This window comes from Bacillus sp. P4_E1 (assembly GCF_056401715.1).
In genome coordinates, this window is record NZ_JBFUIV010000038.1 from 1 (window position 1) to 21009 (window position 21009).

Genomic DNA, 21009 nt, shown 5'->3' on the forward strand with positions numbered 1-21009 from the left:
AATACTACCAATACTACCTCTCCTGTTGGAACTTTTACCATAAAAGAATCAGTTGAGCGAATGATTTCATTCAATATTACCCCTCCATTCAAAATGGAACATAATTTAATTCTTTTAATGCCCAATTTATACTTACCGTACTTCCTTTAAGAATCGTTGAACCTCACTTGGTGTTTTTAAAATAATAACCCTTTTATCCTTATTGAATTGTTCCAGTCTTTTTACAATTGCAGGCCTTTTTGTCTTAGGATATTCCCATATCCATTTGAAAAATTGCAAGTCAAACCTTTCTTCACATCCAGCACCCATATCTGGCCTTGTTTTATTCCGATATTGCACAATTCTTTTAAAAGCACGATAAACACATATTGTTCTATGAGTATCAAGGAAGATAATTGTATCAGCTGCGTTAATTCTTATGTCCATTGTCCCGCCATAATTCCCATCAATAATCCACTTTTCCCCTTTAACTAATTCATTTTGAACCGTTCTTTGCTCCTCTTTCGGTACACCCTCCCAATTTGGTTTCCAAAATAGTGCATCAAGATGATGCACCTTAATATTTAATTTATTCCCTAACTGTTTTGCTAATGTAGATTTTCCTGAACCACCAGAACCTATTAATATTATTTTTTTCATAAATACCCCTTTTTACATCTTTTATTTCTTCCGTAGCATAAACTCACCAAGCATTCCTACTCCAACACCAATTGTGTAAGCCACTAAATCACTCCATAAAAATCCGTAACCTAATACGAGTCCACCTAAAGTCGTTGCGCGAATGCTATCAATCCATTCCGCATGGTACAATTGGCTAATTTCAATCCCGTAGCAAAATATTAAACTAATAAAAGCTAATTTCTTCGTTTCTATTTTAGGAAACAAAAATCCAAATCCAGTGAAAATCATTAATGCCCATAAAGCATCACCTAAGTACCCATTTAACAAATCTGGTAACGCAAAAGCAAACTTTCTTGAACTAAGACCTAAAATAATAACAACTATAGTAAACATTACATATAGTAATCTATTTCGTTTCGTATTCATTTCAAAAGCTCCTACTTCATAATTTAAAACTGCAAATAGCTAGTAAAATAGAACTATTTTACTAGCTATTTATAGTCGACTTCACTTTGTATTTAATCCAATAACTCTTGCTGCTTTTTCTTTGAAAACGATTGTAGTACTAAATCATACGACCAATCTATCATCTTATTAATTTGTTCTTGTCCTACATCCTTATGTATGTACACTGTATTCCAATGCTTTTTATTCATATGATATCCAGGAATTATTGTTTCTGGGTAATCTTCTCTTATTCGTAAAGAAAGTTCTGGATCACATTTTAATGTAATCGCAGCTTTTTCACCTTCTTCATGATTCACTATCGCAAATATTTTATTATTTAACCTCATACATGTTGCACTCCAGCCATCTGGAGAATCTTCTGTCGCTTTTCTTTTCGATAAACAATATGCTCTTGTTGCATTCATTCTAATTGGCACCTCTTATTCTTTTACTATTTGATTACGATGCATCACAATTTGCTTCGTCTCTTTAAATTGCTGTTCACCATAGAACTTTATTAGTTTCTCTCCGCAAAATAGACTAACAATATCAATATGGGATACCTCTTGAAGTAACAATGTAAGCATCTTCTCACCAATTCCCTTGTTTCTTACACTCTCATGTACGACAACATCTTCAATATACGCCCGAAAAACACCGTCAGTAACAACTCTAGCAAATCCAATTAATTCGTTTTCTTCCCATACTCCAATTGCTATACTATTCTTTAACATTTTTTGAATATCGACTTCTTTTCTTTCTGGCCACCAGCCTACAGAATCGTAAAGTTTCTTTATTTTTTCTACACAGATTGGTTGTTCATGTTGTAATTTATACGTGTACATTTTTTCTCCCCTCAACCAGTATACATAATATTATTATAATCTCTTTTCTAAAAAGTGTTGACTATGCCCTTTAGGATGATCTTCAACAACACCATATTCTCGGTATCCGTGCTTTTTATAAAAATCTGGTGCTTGGAAACTAAATGAATCTAGTAAAATGAGTCTACATCCTTTTTCCATCGCAATTCCTTCTATTTTATGTAATAATTGACTACCATAACCATCATGACGAACAGATTCATCAACCCATAAAAAATCTATATGAAGATGATAAAAATACATCGTTCCTGTTACCCCGCCAAAGATTTTTCCATCTTCATCTTTCACTACGAAGCTTACTTGTTCCATCGGCTGTTTTACTTCATCTGACAGCACAGACATGTTATATTGAATTAATTTATTTTTAATGTATTCTCCTTCAGTGCGTGTACCGTTCTCTATGCGTTTCATATATTTCTTCCTTTCAACTTAGTAAGCTATATTTAATTTTTATTTCTTCTCTTTAATATACTGATGAATACAAATCCACCATATGTAACAAAGCATGAAAAACCAATTATTCCTGGTACAGAGACATAGCCTGTTCTCACATAACTTATAACGGCAAAACTAGCAATTAATAATAAAATAGATGGCCAAAAAATAAGTGCTGTTTGGAGTAAAGCCATGTTCCTTATATATTATAGAATGGGTTTATATTTGTGTCATAAGGGCTTATGCTTATTTTTATTTTTAAAGGCTTTTTCCTTATACTTGCGTGTTAGCTGATTCATAAACTATAGAGTGTAAGTGGGTGAATGATAAGGATGGTGTAAAAATGAGTAAATTTAAAAAAAATTTTCATATTCCGTGCGAATGTTTCGGTCCCCCTTTACCTCCACCTGAAATAGGTCCAACGGGTCCAACAGGTCCAACGGGCCCAACAGGTCCAACAGGTCCAACAGGTCCAACAGGTCCAACAGGTCCAACAAGTCCAACGGGCCCAACAGGTCCAACAGGCGTAACTGGTCCAACGGGTCCAACAGCAGTAGGATGTTGTCCATGTAATAATATTCTTGACAACCCTGGATTTGACGAGCCGGCAGTAGTAGGAGATCCAGTTCCAGGTTGGAATCAAGCAGGTTCCGTTTCAGAAGTAGGGTTTCCAAACGTTCATAGTGGCCGGTTTCTGTCAAATGGTTCATTTAGTCTCTTAGCTGCATCAATTAATCCAGGTGGAAGTATTAATCAAACAGTTGATGTTGACGCAGGTTGTTGTTATACGTTTTCTTTTGCTGCAGATGTAAGGGATGGTGCATTTCTTATAGCTTCAGTATCTTTCCCAGAACTTGGGCAAGCATGTCCTCCTGCCCCTGTAACTCTTGGTCCATTAAACATTCCACATATTGTACCAGTTATGAATCAACCACAATCTCTTTTCCAACATTATATTCTTGTTGTGTGTATACCTGCTACTGTAACTACAGCATGTATTTCTTTCCAAAATACTGCTACAGGGGGAGAAGGCGCAACAGCTTTTGTTGACAATGTTGTATTTCAGCCGACTGGTGGACCTTGTACTTCATGTTCACAAAATTTCTAATGTATTGAAGTACTTGAATTTTTTCGTTTTGCTGGCGGATCACAAAACCATTAAGGAGAGCCTTTGTGCTCTCTTTTTATGTTAGAAATCACCAGACACTCCCATATGCTGAGCGCATTCCTTTATAGTCCCGATACATATGAGCGATTCACTTTTGTAAACGGTATACTCCTTTAGGTGCACTATTCCCCTCCCTGCTATTAAAATAACGTTTTTATTCAATTATCGGTTACAACGTTTGTTTGACTTGTTATCTTATATTCTTTATATAAGCACTTCAAAGCTTCTAGAATTGTTTCATCAACCTCTTTATTATCAAATCGATTAGGTAAATCTCTTCCCCCAATTACATAAAGAAACGGAAATTTATGAAACATTCCTATTATACCAATATTTATTATAGCTGTGGATAAACCACCTGTCATATGAGCTAAATGATAATACGGTATCCCTTCATAATCACCTTGTTGCCTTACCATTCCATTAATAATGGGTTCCCATAATTCTGGTTCTGATTTATATCCTTGAAAAATATGTACTAAAAGTGAAAGAACTTGATTTAACTCTCCGACATTTTGCTCATCTCTAGGGTTTTCCTGTATATGAATCTTTGAAAAGTACGTTAAAACATTTTCTCTGACAGTTTCCCATCCTCCGCAGTGCATTACAACCGAGTGAGCAATATAACTGTCGTGACAAGCTATCATTACTTCTACTGCTTTACTAAGTGCTAATGTATTTCTTTCTTGTAAATGTGGATATAACTGCGCACTATCTTCATTTGGATTAAACTTAATGTGATGAAGTGTATCATTCCAATTAATTTGTTTGTCCTTTACCATCTTTGCTACTGTAAATCCAATTGCCACTTTTGCTGCTGATGCTAAAGGAACGTATAGCTCATTGTTATGGGTAGCAACTATATTTCCATTCTTTGTTGAATAAACAAGTATTCCAACTTGACCAATTTGTATTTCTTTTATTTTTTTAATGACAGCCTGCATATTCATCCCTCTTCTTATATCGTTTTATCATCTTCTCAAAATTCGATATAGAATATAAGAATCCTTTTTTGTTAAATGATAATCATGAATACAATAAGAAAAAGATAGCATGAGATTTCTTCATACTATCTTTTGTAATATATACAATTTCTTTTTAAAATTATTTTTACAGTAATAGATACAGCTATTCTTCAGTAGGATTTTTAGGACCATTAAGCTCCAATTGATAAAAAGCTAAATCTAGCCATCCATTGAACTTATAACCAGCCTTTTTTATTGTTCCCGAATAAACAAATCCGAAGTTTTTATGCATTGCAATGCTTTTTTCATTTTCCGCATCAATTCCAGCAATTAAGGTTATATATTCTCTTTCTTTTGCAATTGTAATTAATTCTTCCATTAAAGAGGACCCAATTCCATTTTTTCTATATTCTTTATCAACATACACAGAATGTTCAACTGAATATTTATAGGCAGGCCATGCCCTAAAGGGGCCAAATGTCGCAAATCCTACTACTTTATTATCTAGCTCGTAGACTAAAATTGGATGGCCATCAGCCTTTTTTTGTTCATACCAATCTATTCTATTTTCAAGGGTTACAGGTTTGTACGCATATACAGCTGTTGAATTAAGGATTGCATCATTATAAATATCTAAAATAAATGTTACATCTTTTTTCATTGCTTCCCTTATCATTGTTTTCTTCCTTTCATAATGATCTTTCTCTGTACCTTTCTTTCAACTAATCTACCTAATAATAATACAAACTTATTTTTACAACCGAATTCTAGATTTTCGAAAACCCTCAATTGCATTTAGTACCGCAGATAATATGAAGATAATTATCCCTCCACCAATTAACCACGTTTTAAATTCCTCTGGAGAAATTGTAAACACATTTGCCACATACGTAATGAATCCTTCGTTAAATAAATGAGGATTTACTACGATTACAATGAATACTATTGTTGCAGCTAGCTGTAGTATTGCATTCCCAATTGCCACTCTTTTCGTCCATTGTCCTTGCATTAACTTATAAAGAGATATACCTATTTCGAAAACAATCATAATTACAACGATTGGCCAATACTGAAGTAAAACATCTTGATTAAAAGTTGGCGCGACAAACTTCAATCCATTTGCCGTACCATTATATACGCCAACAAGATAATTCGCATAAAAGTAAAGTGTAGCCCACACTGCCGTCCACATCAAACCTCCAAAAACTTCAAACTTTGAAATTGACTTTTTCTTTGGCACATACGAGATATTTTTCAAATCATCAGGTGTCCATTTTTTTAAACTTGTCGTCAACGGTTGGGTGCTTTTGTCTTTATCTGTTCTTTCTAAAATAGCAAATACAAGTGTCAACCAGAAAAATACATGGAGGCCTACTTCGACAATTTCCCCAATTCCTTTACCTATCAATTGTAAAATAACATTTAAAACTGCCTGATCACCAGTATAGCCTATAAAATTTTCTGCAACCATTGAAATGAGTGCGATAACAGCTGCAATTGGTATGATCATTTTTAATAATGTCGTATACACATCAAAATAACGTGGTCCAATTAAATGCATCGGTCTATCCAAATACCCATTAGCCAATGAAACTGGGCTCCCCAATTTTTCAAGGACACTCTTTACATCTTCCTCATTGTACTCATCAGGTAACATATCCTCTATTGTCGACCGTAGTTCAAGCGTAATATCTTCACGATTTTTTTCAGGTAATCTCTTCGCAACTTCATGGACATACATATCAATCAAACTCATTCTCGTCCTCCTCCTTTAATAGGTTATAAAGTTCTTTCGAATCCTTTATCCACTCCTTTTTCAATTGTAAAAATATCTCTAATCCATATTCACTTAAAACATAATACTTACGAGGTCTACTCTCCGTTTTATCCCAACTACTCGTCACTAGCTCCTGCTTTTCTAATCGGCGAAGTAGTGGATATAAAGTACTTTGATCTATCATGATTCCTGATTTCTCCAATAATTGGACAAGCGAATATCCATATTGCGGCGTTCTTAGTTGACTTAAAACCGCTAATGTCAATGTCCCTCTCCTTAGCTCAGTAATTAATGAATTTAATAAAGTATCCATTCACCCACCTCATTTCCATTACTATATGTCATACAGTATGTGTTTTATACTATGTATCGTACAGTATTAGTGTGACAAAAACAATGATTTTTCAAAAAAATAGACAATAAAAAGCACAAACGATATGATTTGTGCTTTTCTAGCTAACTTAAATACCTATAACACTCTTAACTTTGTCCCTCTGGTAATAAAAAATCTCCCTTTTCTTTAAGAAATGGAGCAACACCTACAATTGCCTCAAAATTGATTACTCCATATACATGCGGGTATTCTTGACCGTTAGAAGCAAGTTCATATTTTATTTCTGCTTTTACTAGGGATGGATCAATTGTAAGTAATAATACATCTTCTTCATGACTGAAATGTTTTTGAGCAACTTTTAAAGCTTGGCCTAATAATGAACAATGAATGAACCCCTCTTCTTTAAGTGAGGCTTCATTAATCTCTCTAGTTGTTTTTGCGATTTCCCAATTTCTTTTTGTTATTACTTTTGTAATCATATCCATTCCCCCTATATCCTTATATAGAAAAAAAGAGGTTTTTCTGTTTATTACTAGAAAATCCTCTTTTTTATTTATTTTATCCCCTTAATTAATGGCGACGCTTCCCCACTATGGAAAATCCATAAATCATGAAGCGATCTCGTACATCCGACATACAATAATTTCGCATCATGTTTTGTATTTTTGTAATGTTCCTCATCAACGTCGATTAGAAGTACGGCATCAAATTCTAAACCTTTCGCCAAATATACAGGTACTACCGAAATACCACCTTCATATTTGCTTTGATCTGCTTCAATGACATTAACAGTCAACCCTGCATTTGTTAACTTCTCATATATATCACGGCATTCATCGTCTGTTCTTCCAATTACCGCGATTGTTTTCACATCTTCAGTTTGCAAATGCTGTAATGTCTTTAAAACTTCAGTAAATTGGTCCTCTGCTGGAATTACTTTCACGTCTTCACCACTACGGAAAACTGGAGTTGCCAGTCCTACAGGAATCTCTGCATTTTTAATTATTTCATTCGCGAATTCAATAATTTCTTTTGTAGAACGATAACTTCTCGTCAATTCATAATAACCTGTTTCTTGAAATACTTCCTTAAAAGCACCCCAGTCTTCAATTCCTTGATAATCATAAATCGCTTGAGATAAATCACCTAATATAGTGAAAGAATTACCTAGTGTAATTTCTTTTAATACATATACTTGGAATGGCGAGAAATCTTGCGCTTCATCAATAACGACGTGATGGAACTTTTGTCCAATTTCAATTCCTGTTATGCGATGTTGTATGTAAATTAAAGCTGGTAAGTCTTCTACATACACTTCTTTTTTACGACAATTCTTTTCTGTTTCTTGAACAAGTTCTTCAGGTAATACTTCGAGTATTTCTTTACTCTTTATCATTGAACTATATAGTGAAAGCGGGCTCATTTTCGGCCAAAAATTCATATATGTGTTCAATCTCTTTGTCGCTTCTTTTTTTAGTAATTTTTTCTCGTTCGTTTCTCCAAACTTTTTAAGCTCAATTTCAATCCAGCGCTTCATACGGCCGACTAAACGTTCTCTTCTTTTCTTTAATGGATAGTGTTTATATTCAACCTGCATCCATTTTTTAACGTCTTCCACTGGAATAACAGCTTTATCCCATGCCTCAAAATCTTTTGTTGGCACTAAATCTTTTTCAAATTGAATCATTCTTTTTTCAATAAACGACTTAAATTCCAGCGTGCCTTTCAATTTACCTAGCATAACCTTTTTTTCATCGCGATTAATTGAGAAAGCTTCTTTCAATTTTTCTTCTGTCTGCTTCAGTTTCACCGAACCATCTAACGTACGTAATGCCCAATCTGGAAACGTTGTTTGACTAATATTTCCTACACCTAACTCAGGAAGTACACTTGAAATATAGTCTAAAAACAAACTGTTTGGAGCGAATACGATCATTCTCTCCGCTTCAAGTTGTTCACGATATTCATAAATTAAAAAAGCAAGGCGATGTAAAGCGATCGTTGTTTTTCCGCTCCCTGCAACCCCTTGAATTAATAACGGTAAGTTTCTTTCCGCACGAATAATATCATTTTGCTCCGATTGTATAGTCGAAACGATATCTTTCAATTTGTTATCTTTATTCTCACCTAATCGATATAGAAGAAAATCATCAGCATGTGAGACATCTTCATTTCCTTTCACATATGTATCAACAACACGTTCTAGTTCTCTCTTTCGAATCGAAATGTTTCGTTTTAAATAAACATCGCCTTCTACTAATCCGTCTGGTGAATGATAAAATGCTAATTCTTCACCACCGGTAAATGAATAAAACATACTTGCGACAGGTGCACGCCAATCAATTACAATTGGTTTCATCGTATCTTTATCTGAAACACCTACTTTACCGATGTAAATCGGCATTACGTCTTCCTTGCCATCCTCCTGAAAGTCTAATCTTCCAAAATACGGCTCATGTACACCAATACGTAAGCTTTGTCTATTAGACTCCCTCATACTTTCAAGAATTTGCTCTTTAAAATCTTCTCCATAATAAACCGGGATTTTTTCAAGCTGTTCTAATTGCTCATCCATCGTACATAAAATATCTTTCATTTTTTGTAATTCTTCTTCAAATATGTTACTCATTTGATGATTCCCTCCTGTCCGTTCCAATTTTTTCAGTCGAGATACAATTGTATTAAAAATCCATTCATAAAGTCAATAGTTTGATTTAGAATTTTCCAAATTAAAGAAAAACACAAAAAATATACCTCTTTATCTAAGCTTTTGAAGTATCTTTAAAACAAAATTTTCTCTCTCTTTATTTTTTCATTTCATAGATTGCTTACACAAGGAACTGTATGTAAAAATAATCATTCTAGTTATCCGAATCATTCCACTGACGACTTATTTCTAGGCCATAATCCATATCGTAAACTTCTTTTATAGCTTTAACTTTTTCAAGACTTTCATCACTAAACACAGGTTTATTTTCAAAAGAATGTAGAACGATTCTTTCAAGAAGAATGCCCAGCGAAATATCATGATATTCTGCCATCGCTTTCAAAACTTTTACCATTCTTTTTTCCATCCTAATACCAGTTTGCACACGTTCAACTTTAATTTTTGTGTTTTTTTCATTTATTTGTTCATTATTTTGTTTCATAATTTCACACCCTTAATGCAAAAACATTATTTTGTTACCTTGGTAACAATTTATCATTATAACACCGATGCGTGTTTTGTCAATTGTGTCATTTTATTATTAGTTAAACATAATAGGTTCTCGCCCTATTACTATTATCAAGATAATGTAAATTTGTATCCATATAACGAAAAAAACGCTATTCTTTTTATAGAAATATACAAAAAGGATGGCGTTTTAATATGAATTTATCGATTTTTAATGAACTAGTATTAGTTTTCAAATAATCACAACGATATATGCTGCCTAATAATTTGGAGTGATTAGTTAGAAAGATTTGATTCGCTTAACAAACTAGTGAATATATTTCACAAAAACTAGTATACCTTTGTGTTTTATTTAGCCAAAACATAGCTCATTCTTCATTAACCCAACCTTTCAGTCTTTTAGAAGCTAACAAAGATATTTATATGAGTATAGAAGCACTCAACCAACTATTTTCGTTATTAGATTCTATAAATTTGAAATTCCCTTCACATAAATTCAGCTTAATGTGTACGAGGGAGACGCCCAATCTATTCTTTATTTCTTTTTTACTTTTATACGATACGATAAGCACTCATGTAAAGAAGCTTGCTCTTTATATCGCGATTTCTCAAAATCAAATGCGCCACCCGGGAAAATTGCTACAATATTTAAATTTGCTTCATCACATAGATCGCTAATCTCTTCAACTGTATAGCAACGTAAAGACTGTGTTACAATCTCATTAGGCTGATTAGGATTCCACCAATGATCTAACATTCTTTCATTTATACTATCATATTCGTATTTTCGCATAGCTGCACTTAAGGACATTTCTTGTCCACTTACTTTTTTCCAATACAATGGTTGATAAATATCAATAAGTGCACATCCATCATCCTTCATCCAATTTTTAATCCGTTTTAATAGAATCAATTGCTCATCATCTGTTCCTACACCAAATCCATCTAAATAACTAACCACATCAAATTTTTCTTCAAAGTTAATTTGATAAAAATCTCCACAATGAATGGCAATATCACTACTAGAATGTTCTTTTGCAAAGGAAACCAGCTCTGATACAAGTTCAACAGTTGTCATTCTCACACGTAACTTAGACATCGCTCGTGCAAATCCACCATTTCCCGCACCAAGTTCTAACATCGTTTGAAATGGATGACCAACTTGTTCTTGAACTTCTTTAGCAACCTGCTCTAACCAGCTTTCTGTATTGATATCGTAATTCGACAGTTCGAATTGTTTTTGGTAAAATTCCTTCACATTTAATTCGTTCATTATTATTCTCCTCCTGCACTAGACTTTTCTGCTACAGGTGAGAAACTAAATTTCTGACACCCATAAAAAAAACCATTCTTATTTCTCTACATTTACAATTTATCAAAATAATAAGAATTTTAAAAGTACCAATATAAAAAGCAGATAATGGTCGATTCCACTATCTGCTCTATAGCTGCTTTTATTTTCCTTGTTGATACTCCACCCAATCACCAGAAATGATAACTTTCTTTAGCATCTCTTTATCTTGAGCAACATACACAAATGCACGTATTTCTCTATCACCTAAATAAATCGTTTCGGTGATTCGGTCATATAAATCACTTTCTGCATTACCTGTGTATTCTTCAAGTTCATCTAACTTTTGCAGAACATCATCATTTACTTCATAAACTTCTCCGTATACTTTGTCCTCATTTGAACAAATCATCGCAGGATACCCTTCGTATGTATCAAATAATTTACCATACGTCCATGCTTCGTCTGCGATGCATATTGCACCTTGCATAAAATGAGCATTCGTTTGCTCTTTTCTTAACGTGCCATACACGAAAACGTGATGCATAAATCCCTATCCCCTTTATATGTCTCTACTTTCTAATTTGTAAATAAGCACGAATCATAAAGTAACTCACTTCATTTGGAAGTTGGTCCTTAATCGATTTCAGACCACCCTCTGCATTTTGCACGGCAGTTTCAATCAGTGATTCATATTCTGCAGGAACAAAACTGTTCCAGTCTACTTCCATTCCATCTTCAAAGCAGCGAATTAAATGATTTTCAATTGTTTGTCTTGATAAGCTACGTTCTTTCGCAATTTCATCTAGATCAATGCCTTGTTTATACATTTCATACGTTTCTAAATGAGAATTCGCTGACGCTTTTCCTGATTTTTTACTCTCTGAAACAACTTCAGTCTTAATTGTTTCCGCATAGTTTGGGTTATCCTCAATAAAGTGCTGAACTGCTTGTAAGAAGTGAGACCCGTACTTCACAAGTTTGTGTTCTCCGATTCCTTTTACAGTTAGGAGTTCGGAGTCACTTTGTGGCATTTTCGCACACATATCTTTTAACGTTTGGTCAGAGAAAATAACGAACGGTGGTACACCTTCTCCTTGTGCAATTTCTTTACGCACTTCACGAAGCACTTCAAATAAAGGATGGTCTTGAACAATTTGTCTCGTTTCTACTCGTTCTTTGCGTAAAACATTCTCTTTACCAAGTAATACTTCTTTTCCTTTTTCCGTTACTTTTAATGTTGGATACGTACCATGTTCAACTGCAATTAACTCATCTGAAATTAAAAACTCAATAAACTCACTGACTTCTTTTACACTACGGTTTGATAAAAGACCATACGTTGGCAAAGTATGAAAATTAAATTCAATGACTTTCTTATTTTTAGATCCAGTTAATACTTGTGCAATCATTTGCTTTCCAAATCGTTGGTTCGTCCTAATCATACAAGATAGTACCATTTGGGATTCTCTCGTCACATCGATACTTTCACGGTCGTCCGTACAATTACCGCAGCGACCACAATCTTCCTTCGGCTCTTCTCCGAAGTATTGCAAAATAAATGATTGTAAACATTGTTCTGTATGACAGTAATCGGTCATATTTTGGAGTTTTTCAAGCTCATTTGAAAAACGTGATTCTCCAGTTGATTGATCGATTAAAAAGCGTTGTACTTGCACATCTTGAGAAGAATATAACAAAATACATTCACTATCTAATCCATCACGACCAGCACGTCCTGCTTCTTGATAGTAACTTTCCATATTTTTTGGAAGTTGATAATGGATAACGTAACGTATATTCGATTTATCTATACCCATTCCAAATGCAGATGTTGCCACCATAACACTTATTTCATCTCGTAAAAAGAGTTCTTGCTGTTCATTTCGATCGTGGTCGCTCATACCAGCATGATATTTCGATACAGAAACTCCTGCTTTCCCTAAATCTTCATATAACTGATCGACAACTTTTCTTGTAGCTGCATATATAATCCCAGATTCCTTCTGATTTTGACGAATATAATCCGCTAAATAAGCATTACGATCCTGTCCTTTAATGACAGAGAATGATAAGTTCTCGCGCTCAAACGTTGTCATAATTGTATTTTCTTGATTAATTCCAAGCGTGTTGCAAATATCTTCACGAACTTGTGGTGTTGCCGTAGCAGTTAACGCTAATACGAGCGGCTTTTCTGGAAGATAATCTAATATGCGATGTATATGTAAATAACTAGGACGGAAATCATGTCCCCACTGCGAAATACAGTGCGCCTCATCAATTGCAATCATCGGGATTTTCATATCGATAAGTTGATCAACAAATTCCATTGAATCAAGACGCTCAGGCGCCACATAAAGTAACTTATAATGGCCTTGTTTCGCTAATTGAATTCGTTGATTTGCTTCTGTAATAGAAATAGAACTATTAATATAAGTAGCTGAAATACCGTTTTGTACTAATGTATCTACTTGGTCTTTCATAAGTGAAATCAAAGGTGAAATAACTAATGTCGTTCCTTCGAATACTAATGCGGGAATTTGATAACAAATTGACTTACCACCACCCGTAGGCATAATACAGACTGTATCTTTCCCATCTAATACATTTTTAATTGTTTCATCTTGTCCTCTTCGGAATGACGAATAACCGAAATAAGACGCTAAAAGTTCTTGTGCTTTTGTAAACAAAAAAGAGTCACCTGCTTTTCTTTATCTTTCATCTATTCCCATTATATCATCAAACTGATTCTCGCCACTTTGAATTTTATAAGTATTTGAGTTCTATTTGCTTCCTACGTTTTCCAACATAAAAAAACAAATCTAGTACACAAGAAGAAAGAATTTCAAAATAAATATTCATTTAATTTACCTTCCTAGAATACTACTAATCGTATACATATGAATTTGAGGAGGTTAAATTATGAAGAGTCGTTACAATAATTCCAACAAACCTAAAGCGTCAAATAAACAACTCCAATTCTCTAATAATGATGCGTGGAAATATGAATCATTTTATAAGTATCAGCCCTTATTTTCTTATAGCAAGCTTATGAATTTCCTTTCTCAACTTTTTAAACGTTAATACATGTGCCAAATATATATCATTCGAACAAATTTTCTCAACATATAACTTATAGACTTACTACAATACAGTTGTTACCATATATAATAATCTGTTAGATAAACCCCTTATGTTGACCTGCTTAAATTAGCAGGTCTTTTTTTATACTTACATATTGCAATGTATCGTAGCCTGGCTGAAAAGTCTTTTCTCCATTTTAGAACCCTATTCTGCTCTCCACAAATGATTATAATTCCAAAAAGCAAAATATAAATCCGCTACATTCATACAAGCAATTCATTTTTTCTCAATACACAAAGTGAATTTCATTTGTTACTATAAAAGTACTCTAGATGAGTTTTTGCTCATCAACATTATCTAGTTAAAGGGATCTGCCGCGGGAAGCAGATCCCTTTAACTTTATTAAAAAGCACCCTTCTCATTTGGACACATTTACCAGGTTTTTTTGAAAGAATTTTATGTTAATATTACGTAGTCGAGTCCGACATCTCGGCAATACCCTTTTGAGGTCCTGCAATTTCCCTTGCAGGACCTCTATTATTTTAAAATTCTTTTTATTCATATATATCATAAGTGTGTTTTTTATTCCCCTTCAACTTTCTCCTTTTCCAACTCTCAAAAAAACTCTTGGACACGTAACTTAAAAATAACGTTTATCATATTGTGAGATATACATGTTCAAAGGAGTGTAACTATTTATGTATACTTATTGGCAATCGTATTACTCCCCTTATCATATCACTAATGGAAACTTCGATTCATTTGTACGAAATTACCGAGTTAGTAAAAACGAAAACTTTCTAAAAGGATATATGCGTTCTTTATGGGAACAACACGTTGCTTGGACACGATTAGCCATTATAGGCATCATCTTTAACTTGCCCGACGTAAACGTTACCGTTGGACGTCTTCTACAAAATGCAACACACATGGGGCTATCACTTGAACCATTCTACGGAGAAAATGCAGTGAAAAAATATAGTGCATTAATTAAAGACCACTTAACAATCGCTGCTGATCTTGTTAAAGCCGCAAAAGCTGGTGATCAAAACGCAGCGGCCGCTATAGAAAAGAAATGGTACGCTAATGGTGATGAAATCACTGAATTTCTTAACAGTATCAACCCATATATAGATAAAGAAGAATTTAGAAAAATGTTTTATGAGCATTTAGCGTTAACGAAAGCGGAAGCACTTGCCTTCCTAAATAAAGATTATGATGCCAGTGTAAAACTATACGATAAAATTGAAAAAGAAGCATTAGAAATGGCCGACATGATAACAAACGCAATCGTAAAACAATTTCCGCAAGTATTTCAATAAAAATAAGCCGATTTGAAAAAACAAATCGGCTTATTTAGTTTTCTATCAATGATATTTCACCACTCCTCTTTACATTTAACGTATATCGATATATTTTATTAATATCCGTTTTTTATAGGAGGAAATAGTTTGATTAACGCAATTGGTCTCGTATTTATTCTCACAAATAAGTACGAGAAAAAGAAGAAAGTTTATCTGAATGAAAAATTTGCATTAATAGACGTTATTGATTCTAAAGAAGTATTTGATGATGAAGGTAACTCATTAGTAGAACTAACATGTAAATACAGCATATACTTAGATGAAAAATACTATTGTAAATCTCTCGATGATTATACTGGACAAGTATTCCCTTTCTTAAGCGCAAAAATAGGAAAGGGACTTCTTAGAAACTTAAATTATTACTTTTCTTACGTTGATGCCTATGATAAAAAACCACCTGTTAAAGAAATAAGACCGCTTATGAAACAAGTAACTAACAGATAGCGGACAGTATTCAAAAAGAAAGCACCTAACTTCAGATGCTTTCTTTTTTTGAATCAGTAACTCTCTAACTTTCATCTCCTTCTAAATATATATACCCAAGCATACTTTAAAATAAAAACATTGGAGGATTAGGCTGAATGAAATATTCAGAATCAATCGTAAGTAAACGGCTTCGAAAACTTAAAACAACTGGTATGTTTTTTATACTATTTTTAATCGCCTGGCTTGGATATACAAAATTCCTTTATGGAAATGGTTTTCTTCTAGAAAAGAAAAATTCAGTTGAAGTAATGAATACTAGCGTTACTGGAGAAATAGAAAAGAATTTCGATGTAAACTTACAAGGTTTTCGTAAAACGAACCTTGATACACTTATAGATGCTAGTAAAACCGATCTTAGCGAACTATCCTTAATTGAACTTATCAACACATCTTGTTCTAAAGATTGCATTGGCGAACCTTTAACTTACGTTAAATCAAACCACGGATATATCTTTTATAAGGAATCTAATGGTACTAATGTAGCTTTAAAGATTATAAAACAAGATTCATGGGAAATTGAAAAAAAATCTGTTCAAGATGGAATTTAAAAGGTTTATACACAAAAAGAGTACTTACTTCAAAGTACTCTTTTTAAAATATTACCACTTACGACATTTATCATCATCGTCGTCACGTTTACGATTGCGACGGCAATCATCACAATCACAGTCACGTTTACGTCTACAACCACAATCATCACAATCTCTGCGTCTACATCTTCCAAACATTAAATCATCCCAAAATCTATTACAATCTCTGCGTCTACAACCACAATTATTACACATGAATATGACTCTCCCCTAATATAAAATAGAATTCATCATATTCTATGTTTAAAAAGGTAAAAATGCTTGTTTACTAGTCTATTTTAAATGTATTAATTTGGCATAATTTGAATCTATATTACTAATTTATCCCTATACTTCCTTCTGCGCTTCCACAGCCCCCTTCAATCTCTGCAACATATACCCAATTCCTTTACACCCTTCTAATGGATATGTAATGATTTCTTCTGGATATAGCTTCGTCACTACTTTTTTATGCTTCTTTCCCGCAAGTAAGACGATCTCTTCAAACTGAAGTAAATCTTTATCAACCATCTGTTGTTTTAATTGTTCTATGCTAATAATCTCATTACTCTTTGAATCAAATGCAAGATCATAGTTTTCTTGTACGATATCATTTGGTCTTAAGAATCCATGCTTTGCTGATAATATAACCCAATTCTCAAAAAACTCAGTTGCATACGCCTGACATGCTTTTCCGAATGGACTAATATATACATCTTTTGCCTCTGCCTCTCCGTAATCTGAGTACTTATCCCAAATTTTCTTCTTTCCGCATGGAATAATGCATAATCTTTTCATTGTTATTTCTTACCTCGCTTCTAACTTTTTAAATATAAAAATAGAGAATTCTCCACTTCTTCATACTCAGCTTCTATGTCTCCAATTCCCACAACGTTCCAACTATTATTTTTTTCTACTGGTTTTTCATTCATAATGATATGAACTTGTTTCATATTTTTATAATCTTCTTCAAAAGATGCTAAAACAGGCTGATTTAGCATATATGTTTTATTATGCATACTTACACTTACAAAGGTTTTATGTAATGCTTTATTTCCCTTTAAATTTACGTTCATTGGATTAAACATATTTAATTTTATATCCCCTATAATATACAGGTGATATCCTTTTTTCTCATTAAATTCTTTAAAATCCTTGTCTCTTTCGTTTTGAACAAAATGAATCATTTGCTTTGTTTCATTACTTATTGTAATTTCATTGTTTAAATCCAAATCCACATTTATATTTTGTTTTAAAAAAGCATATAGCGATTTATCACTATTAAAGAAGCTCGTTTTCCACTCAGGAAGGATTTCATCTAATAATAAACATAAAAACATTCCTGAGCTATAACAACTCTTTCTTATGTTACAATTAGCTTCATATGCATCTAAAATTAATCTACTATATTTTCGTAATGTTTCACTTTCATCATTATTACATACTGTATTGTAAGCATTCATTTCAACATACCAAGCAGGCCCTTCTATACTTTCAACCATACACTCGTATGTTACAAACTCTTCTTTCATAAAATTAGCCCTTTGCTCTCTTAGTTCAATAAATTGCTTAATATAGTTATTCTTCTCAGCTTGTGACTTACAATGAACAGCATCATATAAACAAATTCGTTCTTTATTTCGTAATTCAATATTTTCTTCTAATATAGGATATTGAAATCCTAGAGATTCATTTGGAAATCTACTTTCACCATTCAAATATTGATAACAATGAAAAAGTTCATGCACTACAATCGCAAATAAACTTTCATAATCTCTATACCTATTCATATTGACGATGGCAGTTGGATAATCTTTGAATATGATGAATGTATCTCCTTTAAATTGTTCATTCCAATTTAAAACGGTATACCCATCATCATCCTCTGTCATAAATAATGGATGATGAAATACATACACATACTCATCATCATACAATGCAAAAGCAGCCCTCTTAAAATCAGGCCATAGCTTATACAATAACTCCATATTTATATCTTGCTTCATTCTATTTAATATATTGTCCATTATACAAATCCCCCCTATATCATTCTTTATATATATCATCTACCCTATTTTCAAATAACCATTTCTTTTACATAATTACAAAAATATATATCTTGTACATAATTTTCCAAATGAAAACTTATCATGTATTATATAAATATAGTCATAACATTGGTATTAAAAGGAGGTGAACAATTATGAAAAATATACTCCCAGCATTATTAGCTTATATTATTGTTTGTATCATCGCAATTATCATTCCAGCATCTGACGGCTATAATAATGTAGGATGGAAATTATTCGTTGGGCAAGCGTACGCAATACCTATTTTCATTATTGCTGCTATTGTTACATTTTATATAAACAAGAAACGATCTTATGAATAAAGAGGATAGCGAATGCTATCCTTATTTTAATTCACTTATAAACTTCAACACAGCTCCAGCAGTACTTTGTACCGTTTCTTGCGAAAAATCAAATGCAACACCTGTATTACCATAAATTTCCTGTATGGAAACATTCCAATCAGCACTCGTTCCCTCTTTAAAGAAAGTAATCGCTTTTTCTTGATTCTCCCGATATATTTGAAATAATTGTAGTGCTCCTAATTGTGCAATTGCATATTCAATTTTGTAAAAAGGATACTGAATATAATGGAACGATTCTATCCAACTCGCACCAAGCCCTTCCTCATAGCCTGTAATATCGATTGACGAAAATTTATACCTTTTACATAATTCAAGATATTTCTCATCCCGTTCTTCTGATGAATGATTTGGATTGGTATAGAGCCAATGCTGAAATAGATCACCTGAAACTGGCGTAATTAATAAAGACAAAGCTCGATGCAGTTGTTCTCGTTGTGCCTTCTTATATTCATTCTCTTCCTTATAAAAAATGTTAAGTTTATCCATTAGTAATAGCTCGAGACTATGAGAATACAACTCAGCTACTTCTTCACKAAGATATTTTTCTTGCATACTACTTTCATTGTTAAACTGTTTATTGAAATGAAGTGCATGACCCACTTCATGTATGAGTGCATTAATTGCGTTAAATGATAGACTAAAATTAGAATAAATAAAAACCTCTTGGTTATAAGGTAAGGTAAAACAAGCAGCCCCCGGCGCCTTATTTTCCCGTTCTTCTACGTCAATTAATCCTGATTTCCTTATATGAATAAATTCCTCATGAAAATATGAATCTGTCTTTCTTAACATCTCTTCAATCCCATCCAATAAATCATTGGAATTTTGAAATGAAACTTTCTGCAATGTACAAGGAGCAAGATCCCATGGAAGATACGCTTTTACACCAAGATCCTTTTTAAAAAGATTCCCTAATCGTTTCCATACGGGTACAACCAGCTTCTCTATAGATTCATGAAGCGTATAACAGTCTTCAATACTATATTCTCTGTTTTTTAGCTTAAAAATATATTCGCTATAATTGTTAAACCCTGCATTTAGGGCCATTTGATTCCGTAATTGTACAAGTTCATTCATAATACAATCTATTTCTGGTTTTACTACACTTCGTGCTTCACATAAAGCATGCCATGCCTTTTCACGAATGCTTCTATTTGGGTTATCCAACTCTGCTTTAACGTATGCGTACGTCCTTATTTCGTTGTTCCAATTGATTGTTATGTTAGACATAATTTCTCTATACTTCGTTATAAAACCCTCCTCCTTAACGGCAAGAGAAATATTCTTTTCATTAAATAATTCGCTGTTCACCAATCTTACTTTTTTCATGTATCCGTATTTTCGTTCATCCAATAGCTTTGAAAACGGACAATCACTAAATTTCCGATCAAATTTTGCATTGTATTTTTTTAAAAGTGGTTGAATACTATTTTGGTTATATTTATGTAGATTACGTATTGTACTGTCTTTCGTATCTCTATACACAGCAATTAATTGACTCGTTAACACCTCTTCTACTTCAGCAGTTAAACGCTGTTCCTTTATTAGCCATTCCTCTAATTCAGCAACAGAAGAAATATTTTGATTTAAAAGTGATTGAAATTTGTTTTCCAACGTTTCCAAGTCATAACATTTCCTATTTCCATCCCTTTTTAACGTCTTTGAACCATTAAACATACGCAAACCTCCTTGTTTAAAATTATAATTTTCTGTCATTTTAAACAAGAAAAAAACAAGCAGCCAATCTGACTGATATTATCCCCTTAAGGTAGACAGTGTAAAAAGACCATGAACAAACATGGATGTTACACTTCTACTTGGAGGGGATTTTATTATGGCTAAAAAAGGGTCTACATTTCAAACTTATTCAAATGAATTAAAGATACAAGCTGTAGAAAGTTTTTTAAACGGTGAGGGTAGTCAATCAGCTATAGCGAAGAAATATGGACTTAAAAGTAGAACGCAATTAATAGAG

25 protein-coding genes and 1 pseudogene are annotated in these 21009 nt (G+C 33.1%); 6 read left to right on the forward strand and 20 right to left on the reverse strand.

All coding sequences use genetic code 11. The annotated features are described in order from the left end of the window. Positions 1-132: 132 nt before the first annotated feature. The 6 genes from AC1DS7_RS27745 to AC1DS7_RS27770 all read right to left on the reverse strand — a co-directional run bounded on the left by AC1DS7_RS27745 (position 133) and on the right by AC1DS7_RS27770 (position 2581). Positions 133-639, reverse strand: a complete 507-nt coding sequence (locus AC1DS7_RS27745; protein ID WP_016091527.1) for a DNA topology modulation protein — start codon at positions 637-639, stop codon at positions 133-135. Positions 640-660: 21 nt separating this feature from the next. After that, positions 661-1047, reverse strand: coding sequence for a ribosomal maturation YjgA family protein (locus tag AC1DS7_RS27750; RefSeq protein ID WP_476999361.1), 387 nt, complete (start codon positions 1045-1047; stop codon positions 661-663). A 92-nt stretch (positions 1048-1139) separates the two neighbouring features. Further along, a complete protein-coding gene (locus AC1DS7_RS27755; protein ID WP_000994618.1) occupies positions 1140-1493 on the reverse strand; it encodes an MmcQ/YjbR family DNA-binding protein in 354 nt (117 codons plus the stop codon). 15 nt (positions 1494-1508) lie between these two features. Next, complete coding sequence (locus AC1DS7_RS27760) at positions 1509-1913, reverse strand: GNAT family N-acetyltransferase (protein WP_016101276.1); 405 nt, start codon at positions 1911-1913, stop codon at positions 1509-1511. Between the two features lie 33 nt (positions 1914-1946). After that, entirely contained in the window at positions 1947-2363 is a 417-nt protein-coding gene (locus tag AC1DS7_RS27765; RefSeq protein WP_002136725.1) for a GNAT family N-acetyltransferase, read from the reverse strand. Between the two features lie 32 nt (positions 2364-2395). Beyond that, positions 2396-2581 carry a hypothetical protein gene (locus AC1DS7_RS27770; RefSeq protein WP_080118277.1) on the reverse strand — a complete coding sequence of 62 codons (186 nt, stop codon included), beginning with the start codon at positions 2579-2581 and terminating at the stop codon, positions 2396-2398. 149 nt (positions 2582-2730) lie between these two features. On the opposite strand from AC1DS7_RS27770, the gene AC1DS7_RS27775 reads away from it, so the two are divergent. Continuing rightward, positions 2731-3495: a collagen-like protein gene (locus AC1DS7_RS27775; RefSeq protein WP_476999362.1), complete on the forward strand. Its 765-nt coding sequence runs from the start codon at positions 2731-2733 to the stop codon at positions 3493-3495. Between the two features lie 218 nt (positions 3496-3713). Here the strand turns inward: AC1DS7_RS27775 and AC1DS7_RS27780 are convergent, their stop codons facing one another. The 7 genes from AC1DS7_RS27780 to AC1DS7_RS27810 form a co-directional block, all read right to left on the reverse strand. Next, complete coding sequence (locus AC1DS7_RS27780) at positions 3714-4499, reverse strand: serine hydrolase (protein WP_016101274.1); 786 nt, start codon at positions 4497-4499, stop codon at positions 3714-3716. A gap of 184 nt (positions 4500-4683) precedes the next feature. Next, entirely contained in the window at positions 4684-5196 is a 513-nt protein-coding gene (locus AC1DS7_RS27785) for a GNAT family N-acetyltransferase (RefSeq protein ID WP_016101273.1), read from the reverse strand. Between the two features lie 78 nt (positions 5197-5274). Next, positions 5275-6276 (reverse strand): HAAS signaling domain-containing protein, encoded by a 1002-nt coding sequence (locus AC1DS7_RS27790; RefSeq protein ID WP_016101272.1) that lies wholly within the window; start codon positions 6274-6276, stop codon positions 5275-5277. Then, on the reverse strand, positions 6263-6610 hold the full coding sequence (locus tag AC1DS7_RS27795) for a PadR family transcriptional regulator (protein WP_002165636.1): 348 nt from the start codon (positions 6608-6610) through the stop codon (positions 6263-6265). The genes AC1DS7_RS27790 and AC1DS7_RS27795 overlap by 14 nt, the downstream gene beginning before the upstream one ends. A gap of 167 nt (positions 6611-6777) precedes the next feature. Continuing rightward, positions 6778-7110 (reverse strand): DUF952 domain-containing protein, encoded by a 333-nt coding sequence (locus AC1DS7_RS27800; RefSeq protein WP_016101271.1) that lies wholly within the window; start codon positions 7108-7110, stop codon positions 6778-6780. 74 nt (positions 7111-7184) lie between these two features. Further along, positions 7185-9260, reverse strand: coding sequence for a HelD family protein (locus AC1DS7_RS27805; protein WP_016101270.1), 2076 nt, complete (start codon positions 9258-9260; stop codon positions 7185-7187). 232 nt (positions 9261-9492) lie between these two features. Beyond that, positions 9493-9780, reverse strand: coding sequence for a hypothetical protein (locus AC1DS7_RS27810; protein WP_016101269.1), 288 nt, complete (start codon positions 9778-9780; stop codon positions 9493-9495). Positions 9781-10115: 335 nt separating this feature from the next. Here AC1DS7_RS27810 and AC1DS7_RS27815 point away from each other — a divergent pair. After that, positions 10116-10262, forward strand: a pseudogene (locus AC1DS7_RS27815) (IS4 family transposase); the annotation flags it as partial. Positions 10263-10341: 79 nt separating this feature from the next. Here the strand turns inward: AC1DS7_RS27815 and AC1DS7_RS27820 are convergent. The 3 genes from AC1DS7_RS27820 to recQ form a co-directional block, all read right to left on the reverse strand. After that, positions 10342-11079 carry a class I SAM-dependent methyltransferase gene (locus AC1DS7_RS27820; RefSeq protein WP_016101268.1) on the reverse strand — a complete coding sequence of 246 codons (738 nt, stop codon included), beginning with the start codon at positions 11077-11079 and terminating at the stop codon, positions 10342-10344. A gap of 181 nt (positions 11080-11260) precedes the next feature. Next, complete coding sequence (locus tag AC1DS7_RS27825; RefSeq protein WP_016101267.1) at positions 11261-11644, reverse strand: gamma-glutamylcyclotransferase family protein; 384 nt, start codon at positions 11642-11644, stop codon at positions 11261-11263. 25 nt (positions 11645-11669) lie between these two features. After that, positions 11670-13787, reverse strand: coding sequence for a DNA helicase RecQ (gene recQ, locus AC1DS7_RS27830; protein WP_002013002.1), 2118 nt, complete (start codon positions 13785-13787; stop codon positions 11670-11672). Positions 13788-14879: 1092 nt separating this feature from the next. Here recQ and AC1DS7_RS27835 point away from each other — a divergent pair. From AC1DS7_RS27835 to AC1DS7_RS27845, 3 genes are all read left to right on the forward strand, one after another. Then, positions 14880-15503 carry a hypothetical protein gene (locus tag AC1DS7_RS27835; protein ID WP_002142078.1) on the forward strand — a complete coding sequence of 208 codons (624 nt, stop codon included), beginning with the start codon at positions 14880-14882 and terminating at the stop codon, positions 15501-15503. A 129-nt stretch (positions 15504-15632) separates the two neighbouring features. After that, positions 15633-15989, forward strand: a complete 357-nt coding sequence (locus tag AC1DS7_RS27840) for a hypothetical protein (RefSeq protein ID WP_002142079.1) — start codon at positions 15633-15635, stop codon at positions 15987-15989. A gap of 137 nt (positions 15990-16126) precedes the next feature. Further along, entirely contained in the window at positions 16127-16579 is a 453-nt protein-coding gene (locus AC1DS7_RS27845) for a hypothetical protein (protein ID WP_002142080.1), read from the forward strand. Positions 16580-16630: 51 nt separating this feature from the next. On the opposite strand, the gene AC1DS7_RS27850 is transcribed toward AC1DS7_RS27845, so the two are convergent. The 3 genes from AC1DS7_RS27850 to AC1DS7_RS27860 all read right to left on the reverse strand — a co-directional run bounded on the left by AC1DS7_RS27850 (position 16631) and on the right by AC1DS7_RS27860 (position 18627). Further along, the gene (locus tag AC1DS7_RS27850; RefSeq protein WP_002085081.1) at positions 16631-16816 is read right to left on the reverse strand and encodes a hypothetical protein; all 186 of its coding nucleotides are present in this window, start codon (positions 16814-16816) and stop codon (positions 16631-16633) included. 132 nt (positions 16817-16948) lie between these two features. Continuing rightward, positions 16949-17398, reverse strand: coding sequence for a DUF6884 domain-containing protein (locus tag AC1DS7_RS27855; RefSeq protein WP_016101265.1), 450 nt, complete (start codon positions 17396-17398; stop codon positions 16949-16951). 20 nt (positions 17399-17418) lie between these two features. Continuing rightward, on the reverse strand, positions 17419-18627 hold the full coding sequence (locus tag AC1DS7_RS27860) for a hypothetical protein (protein WP_016101264.1): 1209 nt from the start codon (positions 18625-18627) through the stop codon (positions 17419-17421). 176 nt (positions 18628-18803) lie between these two features. Between AC1DS7_RS27860 and AC1DS7_RS27865 the strand changes: the two genes are divergently transcribed. Further along, positions 18804-18992 (forward strand): DUF4017 family protein, encoded by a 189-nt coding sequence (locus AC1DS7_RS27865; protein ID WP_002032631.1) that lies wholly within the window; start codon positions 18804-18806, stop codon positions 18990-18992. 21 nt (positions 18993-19013) lie between these two features. Here the strand turns inward: AC1DS7_RS27865 and AC1DS7_RS27870 are convergent, their stop codons facing one another. Then, a complete protein-coding gene (locus AC1DS7_RS27870) occupies positions 19014-20711 on the reverse strand; it encodes a M3 family oligoendopeptidase (RefSeq protein ID WP_476999363.1) in 1698 nt (565 codons plus the stop codon). Positions 20712-21009: the final 298 nt, after the last annotated feature.